The organism is Streptomyces sp. Q2, from assembly GCF_056820935.1.
In genome coordinates this window covers 170,140-185,691 of sequence record NZ_JBXEJE010000011.1, presented here as the reverse complement: position 1 = coordinate 185,691, position 15,552 = coordinate 170,140, and the positions used below count along the sequence as shown (strand labels likewise).

Annotated in this window: 13 protein-coding genes, 1 pseudogene and 1 riboswitch; of the genes and pseudogenes, 7 read left to right on the top strand and 7 right to left on the bottom strand. The window is 71.0% G+C overall.

The annotated features are described in order from the left end of the window. Nucleotides 1-2 precede the first annotated feature (2 nt). Entirely contained in the window at nucleotides 3-1,031 is a 1,029-nt protein-coding gene (locus ACWBNA_RS14590) for a LacI family DNA-binding transcriptional regulator (RefSeq protein WP_482704748.1), read from the top strand. Between the two features lie 103 nt (nucleotides 1,032-1,134). Beyond that, nucleotides 1,135-1,947, top strand: a complete 813-nt coding sequence (locus ACWBNA_RS14585; RefSeq protein ID WP_482704747.1) for an HAD family hydrolase — start codon at nucleotides 1,135-1,137, stop codon at nucleotides 1,945-1,947. Between the two features lie 18 nt (nucleotides 1,948-1,965). Here ACWBNA_RS14585 and ACWBNA_RS14580 read toward each other — a convergent pair whose 3' ends face one another. The 3 genes from ACWBNA_RS14580 to ACWBNA_RS14570 all read right to left on the bottom strand — a co-directional run bounded on the left by ACWBNA_RS14580 (nucleotide 1,966) and on the right by ACWBNA_RS14570 (nucleotide 5,340). After that, nucleotides 1,966-2,697, bottom strand: coding sequence for a LysM peptidoglycan-binding domain-containing protein (locus ACWBNA_RS14580; RefSeq protein WP_482704746.1), 732 nt, complete (start codon nucleotides 2,695-2,697; stop codon nucleotides 1,966-1,968). Between the two features lie 5 nt (nucleotides 2,698-2,702). Continuing rightward, nucleotides 2,703-2,866, bottom strand: a riboswitch (cyclic di-AMP (ydaO/yuaA leader). Between the two features lie 281 nt (nucleotides 2,867-3,147). Next, nucleotides 3,148-5,166, bottom strand: a complete 2,019-nt coding sequence (locus ACWBNA_RS14575) for a CocE/NonD family hydrolase (protein WP_482704745.1) — start codon at nucleotides 5,164-5,166, stop codon at nucleotides 3,148-3,150. An 18-nt stretch (nucleotides 5,167-5,184) separates the two neighbouring features. Then, nucleotides 5,185-5,340, bottom strand: a complete 156-nt coding sequence (locus tag ACWBNA_RS14570) for a hypothetical protein (protein ID WP_482704744.1) — start codon at nucleotides 5,338-5,340, stop codon at nucleotides 5,185-5,187. A gap of 207 nt (nucleotides 5,341-5,547) precedes the next feature. Here ACWBNA_RS14570 and ACWBNA_RS14565 point away from each other — a divergent pair, with 207 nt between their 5' ends. Both ACWBNA_RS14565 and ACWBNA_RS14560 read left to right on the top strand, forming a co-directional pair. After that, nucleotides 5,548-6,558: a polyprenyl synthetase family protein gene (locus tag ACWBNA_RS14565; RefSeq protein WP_482704743.1), complete on the top strand. Its 1,011-nt coding sequence runs from the start codon at nucleotides 5,548-5,550 to the stop codon at nucleotides 6,556-6,558. A 126-nt stretch (nucleotides 6,559-6,684) separates the two neighbouring features. After that, entirely contained in the window at nucleotides 6,685-7,626 is a 942-nt protein-coding gene (locus tag ACWBNA_RS14560; RefSeq protein ID WP_482704742.1) for a CHRD domain-containing protein, read from the top strand. Between the two features lie 50 nt (nucleotides 7,627-7,676). Here the strand turns inward: ACWBNA_RS14560 and ACWBNA_RS14555 are convergent. Beyond that, nucleotides 7,677-9,308, bottom strand: a pseudogene (locus ACWBNA_RS14555) (nuclease/transposase family protein). 421 nt (nucleotides 9,309-9,729) lie between these two features. Between ACWBNA_RS14555 and ACWBNA_RS14550 the strand changes: the two are divergent. Genes ACWBNA_RS14550 through ACWBNA_RS14540 form a run of 3 tightly spaced genes read left to right on the top strand, consistent with a single transcriptional unit; the run spans nucleotide 9,730 to nucleotide 12,833 of the window. Beyond that, nucleotides 9,730-10,968, top strand: a complete 1,239-nt coding sequence (locus tag ACWBNA_RS14550) for a LolA family protein (protein WP_482704741.1) — start codon at nucleotides 9,730-9,732, stop codon at nucleotides 10,966-10,968. Between the two features lie 10 nt (nucleotides 10,969-10,978). Further along, on the top strand, nucleotides 10,979-11,974 hold the full coding sequence (locus ACWBNA_RS14545) for an ABC transporter ATP-binding protein (protein WP_482704740.1): 996 nt from the start codon (nucleotides 10,979-10,981) through the stop codon (nucleotides 11,972-11,974). Next, on the top strand, nucleotides 11,961-12,833 hold the full coding sequence (locus ACWBNA_RS14540) for an ABC transporter permease (RefSeq protein WP_482704739.1): 873 nt from the start codon (nucleotides 11,961-11,963) through the stop codon (nucleotides 12,831-12,833). Before ACWBNA_RS14545 ends, ACWBNA_RS14540 begins: the two co-directional genes overlap by 14 nt. Before the next feature lie 28 nt (nucleotides 12,834-12,861). Here ACWBNA_RS14540 and ACWBNA_RS14535 read toward each other — a convergent pair whose 3' ends face one another. From ACWBNA_RS14535 to ACWBNA_RS14525, 3 genes are read right to left on the bottom strand one after another with little or no spacing between them, the layout of a single operon-like run. Next, complete coding sequence (locus ACWBNA_RS14535; RefSeq protein WP_482704738.1) at nucleotides 12,862-13,446, bottom strand: flavodoxin family protein; 585 nt, start codon at nucleotides 13,444-13,446, stop codon at nucleotides 12,862-12,864. A gap of 60 nt (nucleotides 13,447-13,506) precedes the next feature. Further along, on the bottom strand, nucleotides 13,507-14,718 hold the full coding sequence (locus tag ACWBNA_RS14530) for an amidase (RefSeq protein WP_482704737.1): 1,212 nt from the start codon (nucleotides 14,716-14,718) through the stop codon (nucleotides 13,507-13,509). 34 nt (nucleotides 14,719-14,752) lie between these two features. Then, entirely contained in the window at nucleotides 14,753-15,298 is a 546-nt protein-coding gene (locus ACWBNA_RS14525; protein WP_482704736.1) for a DUF6668 family protein, read from the bottom strand. Nucleotides 15,299-15,552 lie beyond the last annotated feature (254 nt).

Genomic DNA, 15,552 nt, shown 5'->3' with positions numbered 1-15,552 from the left:
ACATGACCACCAGCGCCAACGCACGCCGCCGACCGCCCACCATCCACGACGTGGCGCGGGAGGCCGGCGTGTCGCGGGGCACCGTCTCCCGCTTCCTGAACGGCGGCCACTACGTCTCCCCGGCCGCCCGCCGGGCGGTCGAGTCCGCCATCAGGAAGACCGGGTACGTGGTCAACCGGCATGCGCGCAGCCTCAGTACGGGACGTTCGGACTCGGTGGCCTACCTCCTGACCGAGCCGCAGGAGAAGTTCTTCGAGGACCCCAACTTCAACGTGCTGCTGCGCGGCTGCACCGAGCACCTCGCCCGGCACGACATCCCGCTGCTGCTGATGCTCGCCGCGACCGACGACGACCGCCGCCGCGTGACCCGCTACATCACCTCGGGCCACGTCGACGGCGTCCTGCTGGTCTCCAGCCACAGCGGGGATCCGGTCGCCGCCGAACTGCGCGCGGCCGGGATGCCGTTGGTGGCCTGCGGCAAGCCCATGGGCCTCGGCTCCAGGGTGAGTTACGTGGCGGCCGACGACCGCGACGGGGCCCGGGAGATGGTCCGCCACCTCCTTGGCGGCGGCCGCCGCCGCATCGGCATGATCACCGGTCCGCTGGACACCCCCGGCGGCACGGACCGGCTGGCGGGCTACCGCGAGGTGCTCGCCGAGGCGGGGCTGCCCTACGACGAGGCCCTGGTGACCGAGGGCGACTACCGCCGCACCGGCGGCGAGCAGGCGGCCCACCGGCTGCTCGCCCAGGCGCCCGACATGGACGCGGTGTTCGTCGCCTCCGACCTCATGGCCCAGGGCGTCGTCAACGCCCTGCAGCAGAGCGGCCGTTCGGTCCCCGATGACATCGCTGTCGGAGGCTTCGACGACTCTCCCGCGGCCACCGCCATCACCCCCGCCCTCACCACCGTCCGCCAGCCCTTCGAGCGCATCAGCGCCGAGATGGTCCGCATGCTGCTCGCGCAGATCGCGGGGGAGGACACGTCGGGAGTGATACTCCCCACGGAACTGGTGGTACGGGACTCCGCGTGAGGGTGCCAACTGCCGTAACCGGAGCAGGCGTCAACGCATGTGAAGGCTGTAGCCGTCCGGTTCGCGTCGAGTCGCCGGCGCGTTCCATCCGTATTCTCTGATCATGGCCGCACCCACCGCATATTCACTCATCGCCACCGACCTGGACGGAACGCTGCTCCGAGGCGACGACACCCTCTCCGACCGGTCGCTCGCCGCGCTCGCGCGGGTGGCGGCGGCCGGGGCCCGGCATCTGGTGGTGACCGGCCGCCCGGCGCCCAGAGTGCGGCCGCTCCTCGACGACCTCGGCAGCGAGGGGCTCGCGGTGTGCGGGCAGGGCGCGCAGGTGTACGACGCCGGCGCGCACCGTCTGCTGTGGTCGGTCACCCTGGACCGGGAGCTGGCCGAGACCGCGCTCGGCAAGATCGAGGCCGAACTCGGCCAGGTGTACGCGGCCGTCGACCAGGACGGCGTGGACGGGCTGACCCTCATCGAGCCGGGCTATCTGATGCCCCACCCGACCCTTCCCGCGGTACGGGTCGGGCGGCGCGACGACCTGTGGAGCGCGCCCATCAGCAAGGTGCTGCTGCGCCATCCCGACCTGTCCGACGACGAGTTGGCGGCGACGGCCCGCGGAGTGATCGGTTCCCTGGCGACGGTCACCATGTCGGGCCCCGGGACCGTCGAACTCCAGCCATGCGGCATCACCAAGGCGACGGGCCTCGCCCTGGCCGCCGACCATCTGGGCCTCGGGCCCGAAGACACCATCGCCTTCGGGGACATGCCCAACGACATCCCCATGTTCGACTGGGCCGCGCACGGCGTGGCCATGGCCAACGCCCACCCCGAACTCCGGTCGGTGGCCGACGAGATCACCCTGTCGAACGAGGACGACGGCATCGCCGTCGTCCTCGAAAGACTGTTTCCCCGCCGGTAGGTCCGCGGTCGGCAGGGCTCAGTAGGCCCCGAAGACGTTGTCGATCGAGCCGTACCGCGCGGCCGCGTAGTTGCAGGCCGCGGTGATGTTCGCGACCGGGTCGTACGGGTCCCACGACGTGCCGTCCACGTGGTACGCCTGGAAGGTCGGGTCGATGGTCTGGAGCAGGCCCTTGGACGGGGTGCCGGCGGCGGCGTTGGAGTCCCAGTTGTTGATGGCCTGCGGGTTGCCGGACGACTCGCGCATGACGTTGCGGTAAATGCCGTCGTACGAGCCGGGAATTCCCTTTTGCGCCATGATGTCCAGCGCTTCGTTGATCCAGCCGTCGAGGTTGTTCGCGTACGTCTTGACGGAGGCCTGGGTGGCCTGGGTCACGGACTGGGTGGCCTTCTTGGCGGGCGTGCTCGCCTTCTTGGCCGTCCTGACCGTCAGATCGAGACCCGCGTGGATCAGCCGGGGGTTGTCACCGACGGCCTTGCGGTTGTCCTTGTAGAGCTGCCGCCAGCCGCCGGGGGTGTCGTACTTGTCCGCGATGTCGTAGAGCGTGTCGCCCTTGACCGTGGTGTATTTGAGGGACTTGACCTGCGCCGCGGCCTGCGCGGTGGCGGGGGCCTTGGCCGGCTGTGCGGCGCTCGCGGTGGTCGCGCCCAGGAGCGGGAGGGCGAGGGCGGCGATGCCCGTTCCGGCTGTGATGACGCCTCGGGTGAGCGGGTTGGTGCGGGTACGACGGTGCTTGCCTCGTGCGGCCATGGCGCTGTTCCTCTCCGGCGCCTACGAGGTGAGCTGTCGGGTTCGGGCGGGAGCTGCCCGGCCGTGCCGCCGTGAGGCGGCGCGACTTCACCCCTAGCCGTACCGGCGTGATCTCCGGTGCGGCGGCTTACCTGGTTCCCCCGCTCCTGCCGTGCGGTGATGGTCGATGGGTGTCCTGTGGGGCGGCGGCAGGATTAGGCGTCCGCCCGACAGGCCCGGAACGTATGCGAGAGCACATGTCCGTAACAAGTGGCGGAATCACACATCAACCTGTTGACCTTGGTCTGAGGCATATGGGGCGCTTGATTCTTTGCGGTTGCCAAGACTCAACTCGCGCATTGGGCAAGGGTGAAAGCGGGCTGGTGGCGTCGAGGCCGAAAAGGGGCGCGAGTGACCCAACTCACGCGCGTTCGCAAGAGTGTCAAATCGGGCAATGGGCCCAACTCGGAGTCAACCGGCCGTCCGTGGAATCCGCTTCTCCCAGGTCCGGTGGAAGACCACCTCGCCACCATCCATGCAAATCGCCTCGTTGGAGGTGAAAAAGCCCGTTTCGTCGCAGCCGAGCTCCGACCGGGTGCGGACCGTCGCCTCCCAGGCGAGCTCCGGGCGGTGCAGCCCGACCGACCAGTCCGAGCGGGCATGGGCCGACAGGGGGTCCGACTCGTTGATCGTGTACGTCTCCAGCGCGTCCTCGGTGCATTCCAGACCGTCGGGATACACGCGGGTGCCGCCGTGGCGCGGATCGACCTCCAGCCGCCACTCACCCTTGGCCACATCGCGCACGACCAGGCGCTCCGGCCGCGGTTCGTCCAGGGTGACCGGGGAGTTGACGCCGAGCGGCTCGGACTGCTCCGGTTCCTCGAAGGTGATGCCGGAGGTGATGGGGGAGGGGATGTCGGCGGCGGGTTCCCCTGTCCGCACCGGGAGTTCGAGGAAGCTGCCCTCCGGGTCCAGCGTGAAGCCCGCCCCCGAGTCGGGCTGCGGCCAGATCCACGGCCAGTACGTGGAGGAGACCGACAGGCGGATGCGGTGACCGGGAGGGAAGGCGTGGCCGATGCCGTTCAGCTCGAACTCCACGTCCTGCGTGACACCCGGCTCCCACGGCACGACCCTGTCCCGCCCCTGCCGCGCCGACAGGTTCAGCACGCCCCGGGTGACCAGGGTCGAGGAGTCGTCCGGGGCGACGTCGCAGACCCGGGCGATCACCTGGCCGCGCGGCACCTGGGAGGTCAGCCTGAGCCGAACCCTCGGCCGCCCCAACACCCAGGTCTCCTCGGAGGCTTCGAACTCGAAGCACACCGACCTGCCGTCCTCCTCGCGCTGGTCGGGCGGCAGGTCGGCGTCGTTCCCGATCGGGAAGAAGCGGCCGGCGTCGATGCCCGTGTGCTGCGGGGAGCGGACGAGGAAGGGGGAGCCCTGAAGGCCGTACGAGATCGTCGAGACGTTGGGGGAGGGCCAGGCCGGCTCGCCGACCCAGCGGCCGGGCAGGGTGTCGTAGACCGTCGCCGGGGGGTGGGAGTCGCTGACGTAGGCGCGCAGGAGGGGCTCCGACATCGCGCCCGTGTCCTTGCCCTTGAGCCAGTGGTCCCACCAGCGCAGGGTCTCCTGGAGGAAGCCGATCGCCGGGCCGGGCGGCAGGCCGCGGTCGGGGTACTGGGGGGACCAGGGTCCGATCAGGCCGCGGATCCGGTCGGCCGGGAGATGCTCCACGAGGCGCAGGACCGTGTCGCGGTACGGGTCGTGCCAGCCGCCGACCGCGAGGACGGCGGCGTCGATCGCGCCGTAGTCCTCGCAGACGCTGGCGTGGCGCCAGTAGCGGTCCCGGGTCTGGTGGTCGAGCCAGGTGTGGATGAGGGGGTCGACCTCCTCCAGGCGCTTGAGCCACATGTCCCGCCACGCCTCGCCGACGTACCGCGGGTCCGGCGGGCGGCAGACGAAGGCCAGCATGGTGGCCGCCCATGCGTGCATGTCCACCGCGAGGACCGAACCTCCCATGTAGTGCACGTCGTTGTCATAGCGGTCGTCGGTGGCGCTGACCGTGACGATCGCCTTGAGCGGCTCGGGAGCGAGGGCCGCGATCTGGAGGGAGTTGAAGCCGCCCCAGGAGACGCCGAACATGCCGACCTTGCCGTCGCACCAGGGCTGCGCCGCGATCCAGTCGATCACGTGGACGCCGTCGGCCAGCTCCGTCGCCGAGTACTCGTCGCCGGGCATGCCCTCGCTGTTGCCGTGTCCGCGCACGTCCACTCGTACGGAGGCGTAACCGTGGCCCGCGTACCAGGGATGGCGTTGCCAGTCGCGGGGCGCGGTCCAGTCGGTCAGGCGGTACGGCAGGTATTCGAGGATCGCGGGTACTGGTTCGTCCGTGAGGGGACGCCACACGCGCGCGTAGAGGAGGGTCCCGTCCGGGAGTGGGATGCGGAGGTCCTCGTGGGCCGTCTCGTAGGGGAAGGACGTACGGATGTGCATGAGCGTGACCCCGTGAGTTCAGTGGACCGCGAGGGACAGGAAGCAGAGGGGCGTGGCCGTCATGCCCATGCCGTCGTGGGCCGTGAGCAGGCCCTTGGGCCGGCCGGAGAAGGCGGTGTCGTCCCCGGGTGGCGGCCGGCCGCTGGACGGGGTATCGACGAAGGATCGGGACACACTCCACTACTTCCATGTAAGTCGATAGATATCCGTTCTTTTCAAGTGATCAAAAACATACCCGTCGTGATCCGATACCGCCCGGGCTGGACGGGCGGGCGCTATCGGTGATCGAAACGTGACCGGATACGCTGACTTGAGTGATGGCAGCGACCTATCGACAAACCGTGTAATCGCCAGTAGACACCAGCAGACAGGAGACCCCTCGTGACCGTCGTCGGGCCGTTCGGGCTGAGCGTGCGGGACCAGGCTCTGGAAGCCGATGTCCAGGCCGGATTGACGGCTGTCGAGGAGGGACTGCTCGAAGCCACCAAGAGTGAGGTCCCCTTCATCACGGAGGCCGCCCAGCACCTGGTGCGGGCGGGTGGAAAGCGGTTCCGGCCGCTGCTCGTGATGCTCGCGGCCCAGTTCGGGGACCCCTACGCGCCGGGGATCGTGCCGTCGGCGGTGGTGGTGGAGCTGACCCACCTGGCGACGCTGTACCACGACGACGTGATGGACGAGGCCGAGGTGCGGCGCGGGGTCGCCAGCGCCAACGCCCGCTGGGGCAACTCGGTCGCCGTCCTCACCGGCGACTTCCTGTTCGCGCGCGCCTCGCACATCCTGGCCGACCTCGGCCCCGAGGCGGTCCGGGTCCAGTCAGAGGCGTTCGAACGGCTGGTCACCGGCCAGATCCTGGAGACGGCCGGTCCGACGGACGGGCGTGACCCGGTCGAGCACTACCTCGACGTGCTGGGCGGCAAGACAGGCTCCCTGGTGGCCGTGGCGTGCCGGTTCGGCGCCATGATGTCGGGCGCCGACGAGACGGTCGTCGACGTGCTGACGCAGTACGGCGAGCGGCTGGGCGTGGCCTTCCAGCTCGCGGACGACGTCCTGGACATCGCGTCCGACTCGCACGAGTCCGGGAAGACGCCGGGCACGGATCTGCGCGAGGGCATCCGGACCCTTCCGGTGCTGCGTCTGCGGGAGCGGGCGGAGCGCCTGGGGCTGGCCGAGGACCTCGCGCTGTGCGAGCTGCTGGACTCCGACCTGACCGACGACGCCCGGCACGCGCAGGCACTGGAGGCGCTGCGGGCGCATCCCGCGTTGGAGCAGGCCCGGCGGGACACGGTGCGGTACGCCGAGGACGCGCGGGCGGCACTGGCTCCGCTGCGGGAGTGCGACGCGAAGGCCGCGCTGATGGAGATGTGCGAAGCGGTGGTGCACCGGGCCGGCTAGCGGCCGGGAAGTGACGTAGGTCACTCATGCGGGGCTGATCCCGTGTGAGATCGCTCCCGTATGCATGCCCAGAAGCTGACGCAGGGTGTGTCGGCTGCGAAACGGGAAGAAAAAACCATCATGGGCATGAGCACGACGTTCTCGAAGCGCCGTACCACCCTGCTCGTCACCGCCGCCGTCCTGACCACCGTCGGCGGTGTCGCGGTCACCACCGTTCCCGCCGTCGCCGCCGATGACAGCGCCGGTGACGGCACCGTCCTCGCCGCGAGCCTGAGGGGCGCCAACGAGGTGCCCGTCGAGGGCGGCCCCGCCGTCGGCGACAAGGACGGCACCGCGCTCCAGTTCGTCCAGGTCAAGGGCGACAAGGTCTCCGTCGCCGTCAGGTGGCGCGGCACCGACAGGCCGACCGCCCTCCACATCCACCGGGGCGCCCAGGGCACCAACGGCGGCGTCGAGATCGACTTCACCAAGCTCCTGAAGGGCAACGGCAAGAATCATGCCGTCACCGGGACCGTCAAGGTCACGGACGCGGCACTGCTCGACGCCCTCACGAGCGACCCCGGGTCTTTCTACGCCAACCTGCACACCGCCGCGTTCCCGGGCGGAGCCGTCCGAGGCCGGCTCCACAAGGTCACCGTCGCCGCCTTCGACTTCCGCGACGCCCTCCACAACGTCCAGGCCTCCGTCCTCAAGGGCAAGCAGATCTACGAGTGCAAGCCGACCGAGGGCGGCGGGTACGCCTTCGCCCAGCGGGACGTCAGCGCCGTGCTCGGCGGCGGCATCGCGCACTCCTTCGTGCAGCCCAACTCCGGTACGCCGCAGTGGATCGCGCCCGACCGCAGCGCGGTCACCGGGGCGGTCCTCTCCAGGACCCCCAACGGGACCGGCAACATCCCCGAACTCGACCTCAAGGCCACCGGGTCCGGCAAGGACCACGGCCTGCTCGCCGGCGTCACGGAGATCCTGCGGCTGAACACCGTCGGCGGCGTCGCCCCGGCCGGCTCCTGCACGCAGGGCGCGATCGTCGGTGTGCCGTACCAGGCCGACTACGTGTTCCTGCGCGACTGAGCAGCTGAGCAGAGCGACCGCGGACGGCGGCGTCTGCACCCCAACCGTTCCTAGAGACTGAGCGGGAGTGAGTCCTGTTGCCAGGTCTCATGCTCGGCCGAACGCCCCGGACGGTGTTGGGCGTTCTGGTTGCCCGCGTTCGCTCCGCGCCCGGGCGGCACGGATCGTGTCCGTGGTCCGGGGATGCGGGGGCGGGTTTCCTCACGCCCAAGCTCACCTGGTCGGGCCTGGACGGTCCGATGCCCCGCACGATCACTCCGGTCGTGTGGGGGCGGTGTCGTCCGTCGCCGGATCGGGTGTCCCTGGGCGCGTCTTCCGATCGCCACGGCGGCTGCGTCGTGGCGGGTGATGGTGCGGGTTGTGGTGGTGAGGGGTTTCTGCCAGTGCTGGGAGCCCCAGCGGCTGGTGTAGGCCGGGTCCACGGCAATGACCGCGATACCTGTGGCGTCGGCCATCGAGGACAGCCGGGCGCGGAGTTTGCCGGTGGGCATGCCGGAGATCAGCTGGCGGAAGCGTTTGCGGCGGCCGTGTTTCTCCCGGGTCTTCTCCGCGGCGAAGTCCAGGTCCTCCACCGCGATCGCCCGCACACCACAGACCGTGGCCCAGTGCAGGAGACGGGTCAGGGCGTGGCGGACCTGGGCGTCACGGTGTTCGGCGGTGCCGGTGAGGTCGTAGGAGAAGCGGCGGGGGCTGCCGGTGGGGTTGCCGTGGGTGTCGAGGCGCCAGGCGGCCAGGTGGTCGGCGTTCATGTCGACGCCGATCACCCCGTGCGCGAGGGTAGCCTCGATGGGGAGGGTGGGGGTGAGTGGGATCTGCCAGGAGGCGGTCAGGTACCAGCGGTCCCGGCCGGTGTCGTAGTGGATGCGGTAGGCGATGGCCCGGTTCGCCGTGACGCGGTCGGCCCACTCGGTGCCCCGGTGTGCGAACGTGACCCGGCTGGCGAGGATGTAGCGGCCGTGCGGGGCGTTGGCCAGATGCGCGAGCGGTGCGGGGAGCTTGATGCTGGCCTCGCCGTCGGGGCTGATGCGGATGGTCTCGTTGCCGTAGCGCTTGCCGGACTCGCCGTCCGCCTGGCAGAACCAGCGCTCCGCTTCCCAACGCCCACGCCACTGCGACTCCGTGAGCCCGGCCTCGTCCAGGTGGTGCCGGGTGCGAGCCAGGCGTTTGCCGCCGCGTACGACGTGGACGATGCCCACCTCGCGTTCGGCCCGCGCGGCAGTCAGCCGGTCCTCCAGTACCCGCAGGCGCCTTGACTTCGCGTGCCATTCCCGCTGGGACCGGTAACCCCCTGGCGCCTTCCTCGTCCCCTTCTGCCCGACCGGCAGGGACAGGCGGTGCTCGATGGTGCGGATGCCGGCTTCCAGGTTGTGGATGTGTGCGAGCTGGCAGCGGCGGGCCAGCACCCACTGGTCGTGCGTCGCTTTGGTGATGCTGCCCGCCCACCGTGATGACGACAGCGGCGTCAGCTCCCGCTTACGCACCGCCCACCTCTCACCGGAATGCCCCAGGCCGTCCCGGCACCGCGTCTTGAGGTCCTTCGAGGCCAGCGACCCCAGATGCGCGCCCACCAGACGCAGCACCTTCTCATCGCCGGGCGTCAGGTGCTTGAGACGGGTCCGCACAGCCACACCACCTGGGCCGGACGCGACGAACGGCGACGCGATGCTCCTCAGCTCACCCACCCCGTCACACCCCCGCCCGGCCCCACCCGAAGAACCCTGTCGCCATGGCAAACGAGCACCCCCCAGGAAGGTCACGTATTCGATGAAAGAACATCAGTTCCCTGCTGGAAGCGACCACACGGCCGAGGCACAACACACGACACAGACCACCCACACTCACTCCCGCGTACCAGAACACCTTTGAACGCACTCCAACGGCAGCAGCTCCAACCCCTACGGGTCGGGGGAGGCGCCGCCTCCGTGTGTCATACCGCAGGTGTACGCGGAGTTGAGTCCGGGGTCTGACGCTTCCTCCCGGCCGATTTGGTCAGATGGACACCAGGGAAAACACCACTCCTCACCGATTCGGGTGAGAATGGCGGCTACGGGGTGGACATAGGGGAGTTGGGCAGCCGCCGCCGACGACGGAGGTAAGGCACACATGGCACCGTACGAAACCGACGACAGCACGACCGCCGCGGAGGCCGACGACCGGCCCGCGGGGCGCCGCAAGGCCGCACGGTACGTCGTCCCGGTCGCGGTGGTGGGGGTGGCGGCGGCGACCATCGGGCTCGTCCCGGCGCTCGCCGACTCCGGCGACCCCGACCTGCCGAAGATCAGCGCACAGGCACTCATAGAGAAGATCGCCGCTTCGGACGTGCAGCAGCTGTCCGGCACGGTGAAGATCAGCACGGATCTCGGGCTGCCCGACCTCGGCGGTCTGGAGAGCAGCCTGACCTCCGGCGCCATGGGCTCGGACGACGGCGGTTCCTCCGCCGACCCGTCCACCAAGCTCACCGAGCTCGCGTCCGGCACGCACACCCTGCGGGTCGCGGCCGACGGCCCCGACCGGCAGAAGCTGTCTCTGCTGGAGAGCGGCTCCGAGTACAGCGTGATCCACGACGGCAAGGACGTCTGGGGCTACGACAGCAAGTCCAACGAGGTCTACCACGCCACCGCGTCCGACAGCGCGGCGGCCGAGAAGGAGAAGGACGTCCCCGCCACGCCCAAGGACCTCACCGAGGAGGCCCTGAAGGCGGTCGACGACACCACCTCCGTGACCGTCGACGGCACCGCGCAGGTCGCGGGCCGCGACGCCTACCGGCTCGTGGTCAAGCCCAAGGGCTCCGGGTCCACGGTCGGCCAGATCACCGTGGCCGTGGACGCGAAGACCGGGCTGCCGCTCAAGTTCACGCTGACCCCGGCGAGCGGCGGCGCCGCCGTCATCGACGCCGGCTTCACCCAGGTCAGCTTCGCCAAGCCGGCCGCGTCCACGTTCGACTTCACGCCGCCCAAGGGCGCGAAGGTCACCGAGGGCGATGCCATCGAGGGCGGCGGGCACGGCACGCACGACAAGGCGACCCGGAAGTCCGAGGAGGACCTCGGCAAGGACCTGGACAAGGACCTCGGCAAGGGCCTCGACGGCCTCAAGGTCATCGGCGAGGGCTGGAACTCCGTCGCCACCTTCGACAGCGGCGGCGAGGGCATGCCCTCCGGCGCCGACGCCGGCGGCGACCTCGGCGGCTTCCTCGGCTCGCTCGGCGACAAGGTGACCGGCAAGTTCGGCTCGGGCACGGTCTTCTCGACCCGCCTGGTCAACGCGCTGATCACCGACGACGGCAAGGTCTACGTCGGTGCGGTCACCAAGGACGCCCTGGTGAAGGCCGCCAACGCCGGGTAGTAAGGCAGCCATGAGCGAAACGCCGGCCTCGGAGCCGGAGCCGGAGCCGGAACCGGAGCAGCGGCGCGCGGGTGACGGCGTGATCGTCACCCGCGCGCTCACCAAGCGCTACCGAGGAGGGCAACTCGCCGTCGACGGTCTCGATCTGACCGTCCCGGCGGGCAGCGTCTTCGGCTTCCTCGGTCCGAACGGCTCCGGCAAGACCACCACCATCCGCATGCTGATGGGCCTCATCGAGCCCACCTCCGGCTCGGCCCACGTGCTGGGCCGGCCCATGCCGCGCGCGACGCGCGCGGTGCTCCCGCACGTGGGCGCGCTCATCGAGGGCCCCGCCCTGTACGGCTTCCTCTCCGGCCGCGACAACCTGCTGCGCTACGACGCCGCCGACCCGACCGCCGACCCGCGCACCCGGCGCACCCGCGTCGCGGCGGCGCTGGACCGGGTCGGCCTCGCGGCGGCGGCCGGCAAGAAGGCGAAGGCGTACTCGCTCGGCATGAAGCAGCGGCTGGGCCTCGCCGCCGCACTGCTCCAGCCGCGCAGGCTCCTCGTCCTGGACGAGCCGACCAACGGGCTCGACCCGCAGGGCATGCGCGAGATCCGTTCCCTGATCCGGGAGCTGGCCTCGGACGGCACGACGGTCTTCCTCTCCTCCCACCTCCTCGACGAGATCGAGCAGGTCTGCACGCACGCGGCGGTGATGGCCCAGGGCCGCCTGATCACCCAGGGCCCGGTGGCCGACCTGGCGGCGGGCACGCGCGGCCGGCTGGTCGTGACGACCCCCGACCCGGCGGACGCGGCCCGGACCCTGAAGGAGCAGGGCGCGGCCGACGTGGTCATCGTCGACGACCGGGTGAGCGCCGAGCCGCCCCAGGACCGCGACCTGGCCGACGTGAACGCCGCGTTGGTGACGGCGGGCGTCCGCGTCCGCGGCTTCGGCGTCGAACGGGCCTCACTGGAGGACGCGTTCGTGGCGCTGACCGGAGAGGGCTTCGATGTCGCAGGCTGAAGCGGTACGTACGCCGAGTGTGCTGTGGACCTTCGGGTTCCTCCGCAACGAGCTGTGGACCACCTTCCGGCGCTGGCGCACCCTCGCCCTGCTGGGCGTGCTGGCGGCCGTGCCGGTCCTGGTCGGGGTCGCCGTGAAGATCGAGACCGGGGACGGATCGGGGCCCGGCGGCGGAGGCGGCGGCGGGGGCCCGGCGTTCATCTCGCAGATCACCAACAACGGTCTGTTCCTGGTCTTCACCGCGCTCGCCGCGACGCTCCCGTTCTTCCTGCCGATGGCCATCGGCGTCATCGCCGGTGACTCGATCGCCGGCGAGGCGGGCACGGGCACCCTCCGCTACCTCCTGGTCGCCCCCGCCGGCCGCACCCGCCTGCTGCTCACCAAGTACGCGACCGTGCTGGCCTTCTGTCTGCTCGCCACCCTGGTGGTCGCGGTCTCGGCCCTGACGGTCGGGGCGCTGCTCTTCCCCTTGGGTGACCTGACGACCATCTCCGGCACGCAGATCAGCTTCGCCGAGGGTCTGGGCAGGGCCCTGCTGATGGCCCTGGCCGTCGCCGCGTCCCTGGTGGGCATGGCGGCCCTGGGCCTGTTCGTGTCGACCCTCACCAGCAGCGGCATCGCGGCGATGGCGACCACGGTCGGCCTGCTGATCACCATCCAGATCCTGGACCAGATCCCCCAACTGCACGCGATCCAGCCGTACTTCTTCTCCCACTACTGGCTGTCCTTCGCCGACCTCATGCGCGAGCCCGTCTACTGGGACGACCTGGTGAAGAACCTCGGCCTGCAGGCCCTGTACGCGGCGGTGTTCGGTTCGGCGGCGTGGGCGCGGTTCACGACGAAGGACATCGGCTCGTAGCCGTCTCTCCGCCTCGTGGCCCGGGCCCTTACGCGGTCTCGTACGGGAAGCGCGCGAGCGGCGCCTCCCTCGCGAAGAACGTCTTGGCGCGGGTCAGCGCCTCGGTGTCCTTGAGTACGTCACCGGGCTTGCTGCCGTTGCCGAGCAGCACCCCGCCGAAGCGCATCCCCAGGTACGCGGCCGAGTTGTTGAGCGTGCCGACCAGCGGGTCGGCGACCTCCCCCTCCTCGTGCGCGAGCGCGGTGACGCCCCACAGCGTGCGCCCGGCCAGCGTGGCCTTGAAGTCCACGCCCGGGGTGCGCAGCCAGCCCGCCCAGTGGTCCAGGTAGTGCTTGACGGGGGCGGAGACCGCGTACCAGTACAGCGGGGACGCGATCACGATGTCCGTCGCCGCGAGGGTCGCGTCGAGCAGCAGTGCGGCGTTGCCCTCCGTCGGGCGGGTGTGGTCGCTGTCGTGGCGCAGGTCCACGAAGTCGGGCAGCGGATGCCCGGCGAGGCTGATCCACTGCTGTTCGGCGTCGGTGGGGAGTTGCTCGGCGGCCCTGCGGGCCAGCATCTCCGTGTTGCTCTCGGTGCGGCTGCTGCCCAGGACGAACAGGAAGCGGCGGGTCATGGGATCCCCCAGTGGTCGGCGTGCGACAACATCATGCGCCTGCATTATATGCACACGCAATCAGTAGGGGGATGTGGACGGGCGAAGTGGTCGGGCAATGTGGTCGGCCGTCCGGAGCAGCAGGTCTTCCCGCCCGTGCGGTGCCACGATCTGGAGCCCGATCGGGCACCCGTCGTCGCCGAAGCCCGCCGGGATGCTGACCGCCGGGTGCCCGCTCAGGTTGAACGCCCAGGTCAGGGCGGTCGAGTAGCGGTCGCCGGGGCCTTCGTGGCCGTGCGGCGGGTTGGGCGTCGTCGGGGTCAGCAGCAACTCCGCGTCCAGGAACAGGGCGGCCAGACGGCGATCGTTCTCCGCACGGATGCGCTGCGCGGAGGCGGGGTCCGTGCCGGGGGACCGGAGGGCGAGCCAGGCCGGAGCCGGGTCTTCGAGGCGGAAGGGCGCGGACGGTCGGACGAGCCGTAGGGTGCCGGTTTCCGTGAGGCGTACGGCCGCGGCGTGGGCGACCGCCGCGATGTCCGGGTCGGGGACGGCGAAGCCGAGGTCCGCGGACCAGACGGCGGTGGGAGTCGCTCGGCCGCCCGCAGCCGGAGCGTCTCCCGCGACCACCCGCCAGTACGCCGCCGCGTCCGAGGCGCACCGGGTCAGCACACCGGGCGCCGTGAGCCCCGTACGGTCGGCCGTCGGCAGCCGTCCGTTCGTGACCTTCAGCCCCAGCACACCGCACCACGCCGCCGGGATCCGCACCGACCCCGCCCCGTCGCTCCCGGTCGCGAGCGGCACCAGCCCGGCCGCCACCGCGGCGGCCGATCCGGCCGAGGAGCCACCCGGCGTACGGTCGGGCCGCCAGGGATTGACCGTACGGCCATGGGCGCCAAGTCCCCAGGTCTGCCAGGGAGTTCCGGGACCCGGTACGGCCGTGGCACCCACCGCCACACACCCGGCCGCCAGTAGCGGAGCCGCCGTACGCAGCCCGCCTTGGCCCTTCACCCCGATCGGCACCCCGGCCAACGGCAGCCTCTCACCCGCCGAGACCCGCCCGTCCACCTCCTCCGCCCGCAGCAACGCCTCCTCGCCCCACACCTCGACGAACGCGCACAACTCCGGGTCCAGCCGACCGATGCGCTCCAGGGCCGCCGCGACCACGTCGACCGCCCGCAGCGCACGCGACCGTACGGCGACCGCGGTCTCCTCGGCGGAGAGCGCGGCGAAGTCGGAGGGGAAGGAACGGCTCGCGGACCCGGCGCCTGTCGTACGGCGATTGGCGGCTGTCATACGGCGATTGTCGGCACCGCACTCCGTCCACCCGTCAGCGGGACCGGTCCGCCGCCCCCGTGAGGCGGGCCAGTGCCTCGGTCCCGCGCGGCACGGCCCCGCTCAGATCGCCAAGACGCCAGTCGGACACCCAGGGCACGCGGTGTACGTCGATCGCCGACTCGATCACCTTGATCCGCTGGGCGAGGGGGCGCGGCAGCCGGCCGGGCGCGTCGGCGACCAGGACGACGGCGTCGAGGCCGAGACCGGGCGGAGTCCCGCCGCGCCGGAAGAGGTCCACGGTGCGCAGGGCGGCGCTCAGTCCGGCCGCGTGCGTCCGGGCGACGAGCAGGACCGACCTCGGGTCGGCGGGGCCCGGCCAGTCGCGTCCGCAGTCGTGGCCGCCGTAGACGATGGCGAGCGTGGAGGTGCCCGCCCCGCCGTGCACTCCGACGAAGGAGCAGGCGTGGCGCGGGGGCGTGGCGCAGGCGTGGGCGGGCTCCGGCGGCCCGTCCCGCCGTGCGGCCACCGGCCCGCGGAGCCAGATCTCGGGCCCTTGCCGCTTCTCCGTCCGCACTCCCGTCCCCGCGTCCGTCCGCATGCCCGCGACCTCCCTCGTCAACCCCGACACCCCCCTGCTACCCGGCGACACGCACGGCATCCTGAACGTGTCCTGACGAGGCATGAGTTCCTGGAACGAGTCTGTGACGTCGCGGTGACGTGAGAACCGTGAGCGAGCGGAGAGACTCGACAGTACGTGTACCACCGGATCTTGCGCTGAGGGTGCGGAAGACCGGCGGCGGGAGGGAGCACCATGGAATCCGAACGCGTCGCCCGGCGACTCCCCGACGCATC

Excerpts from the sequence above, each read along its gene's own strand:
- ACWBNA_RS14590 (WP_482704748.1), top strand. The coding sequence starts at position 3 with ATGACCACCAGCGCCAACGCACGCCGCCGACCGCCCACCATCCACGAC.
- ACWBNA_RS14585 (WP_482704747.1), top strand. The coding sequence starts at position 1,135 with ATGGCCGCACCCACCGCATATTCACTCATCGCCACCGACCTGGACGGA.
- ACWBNA_RS14580 (WP_482704746.1), bottom strand. The coding sequence starts at position 2,697 with ATGGCCGCACGAGGCAAGCACCGTCGTACCCGCACCAACCCGCTCACC.
- ACWBNA_RS14575 (WP_482704745.1), bottom strand. The coding sequence starts at position 5,166 with ATGCACATCCGTACGTCCTTCCCCTACGAGACGGCCCACGAGGACCTC.
- ACWBNA_RS14560 (WP_482704742.1), top strand. The coding sequence starts at position 6,685 with ATGAGCACGACGTTCTCGAAGCGCCGTACCACCCTGCTCGTCACCGCC.
- ACWBNA_RS14550 (WP_482704741.1), top strand. The coding sequence starts at position 9,730 with ATGGCACCGTACGAAACCGACGACAGCACGACCGCCGCGGAGGCCGAC.
- ACWBNA_RS14545 (WP_482704740.1), top strand. The coding sequence starts at position 10,979 with ATGAGCGAAACGCCGGCCTCGGAGCCGGAGCCGGAGCCGGAACCGGAG.
- ACWBNA_RS14540 (WP_482704739.1), top strand. The coding sequence starts at position 11,961 with ATGTCGCAGGCTGAAGCGGTACGTACGCCGAGTGTGCTGTGGACCTTC.
- ACWBNA_RS14535 (WP_482704738.1), bottom strand. The coding sequence starts at position 13,446 with ATGACCCGCCGCTTCCTGTTCGTCCTGGGCAGCAGCCGCACCGAGAGC.
- ACWBNA_RS14530 (WP_482704737.1), bottom strand. The coding sequence starts at position 14,718 with ATGACAGCCGCCAATCGCCGTACGACAGGCGCCGGGTCCGCGAGCCGT.
- ACWBNA_RS14525 (WP_482704736.1), bottom strand. The coding sequence starts at position 15,298 with ATGCGGACGGACGCGGGGACGGGAGTGCGGACGGAGAAGCGGCAAGGG.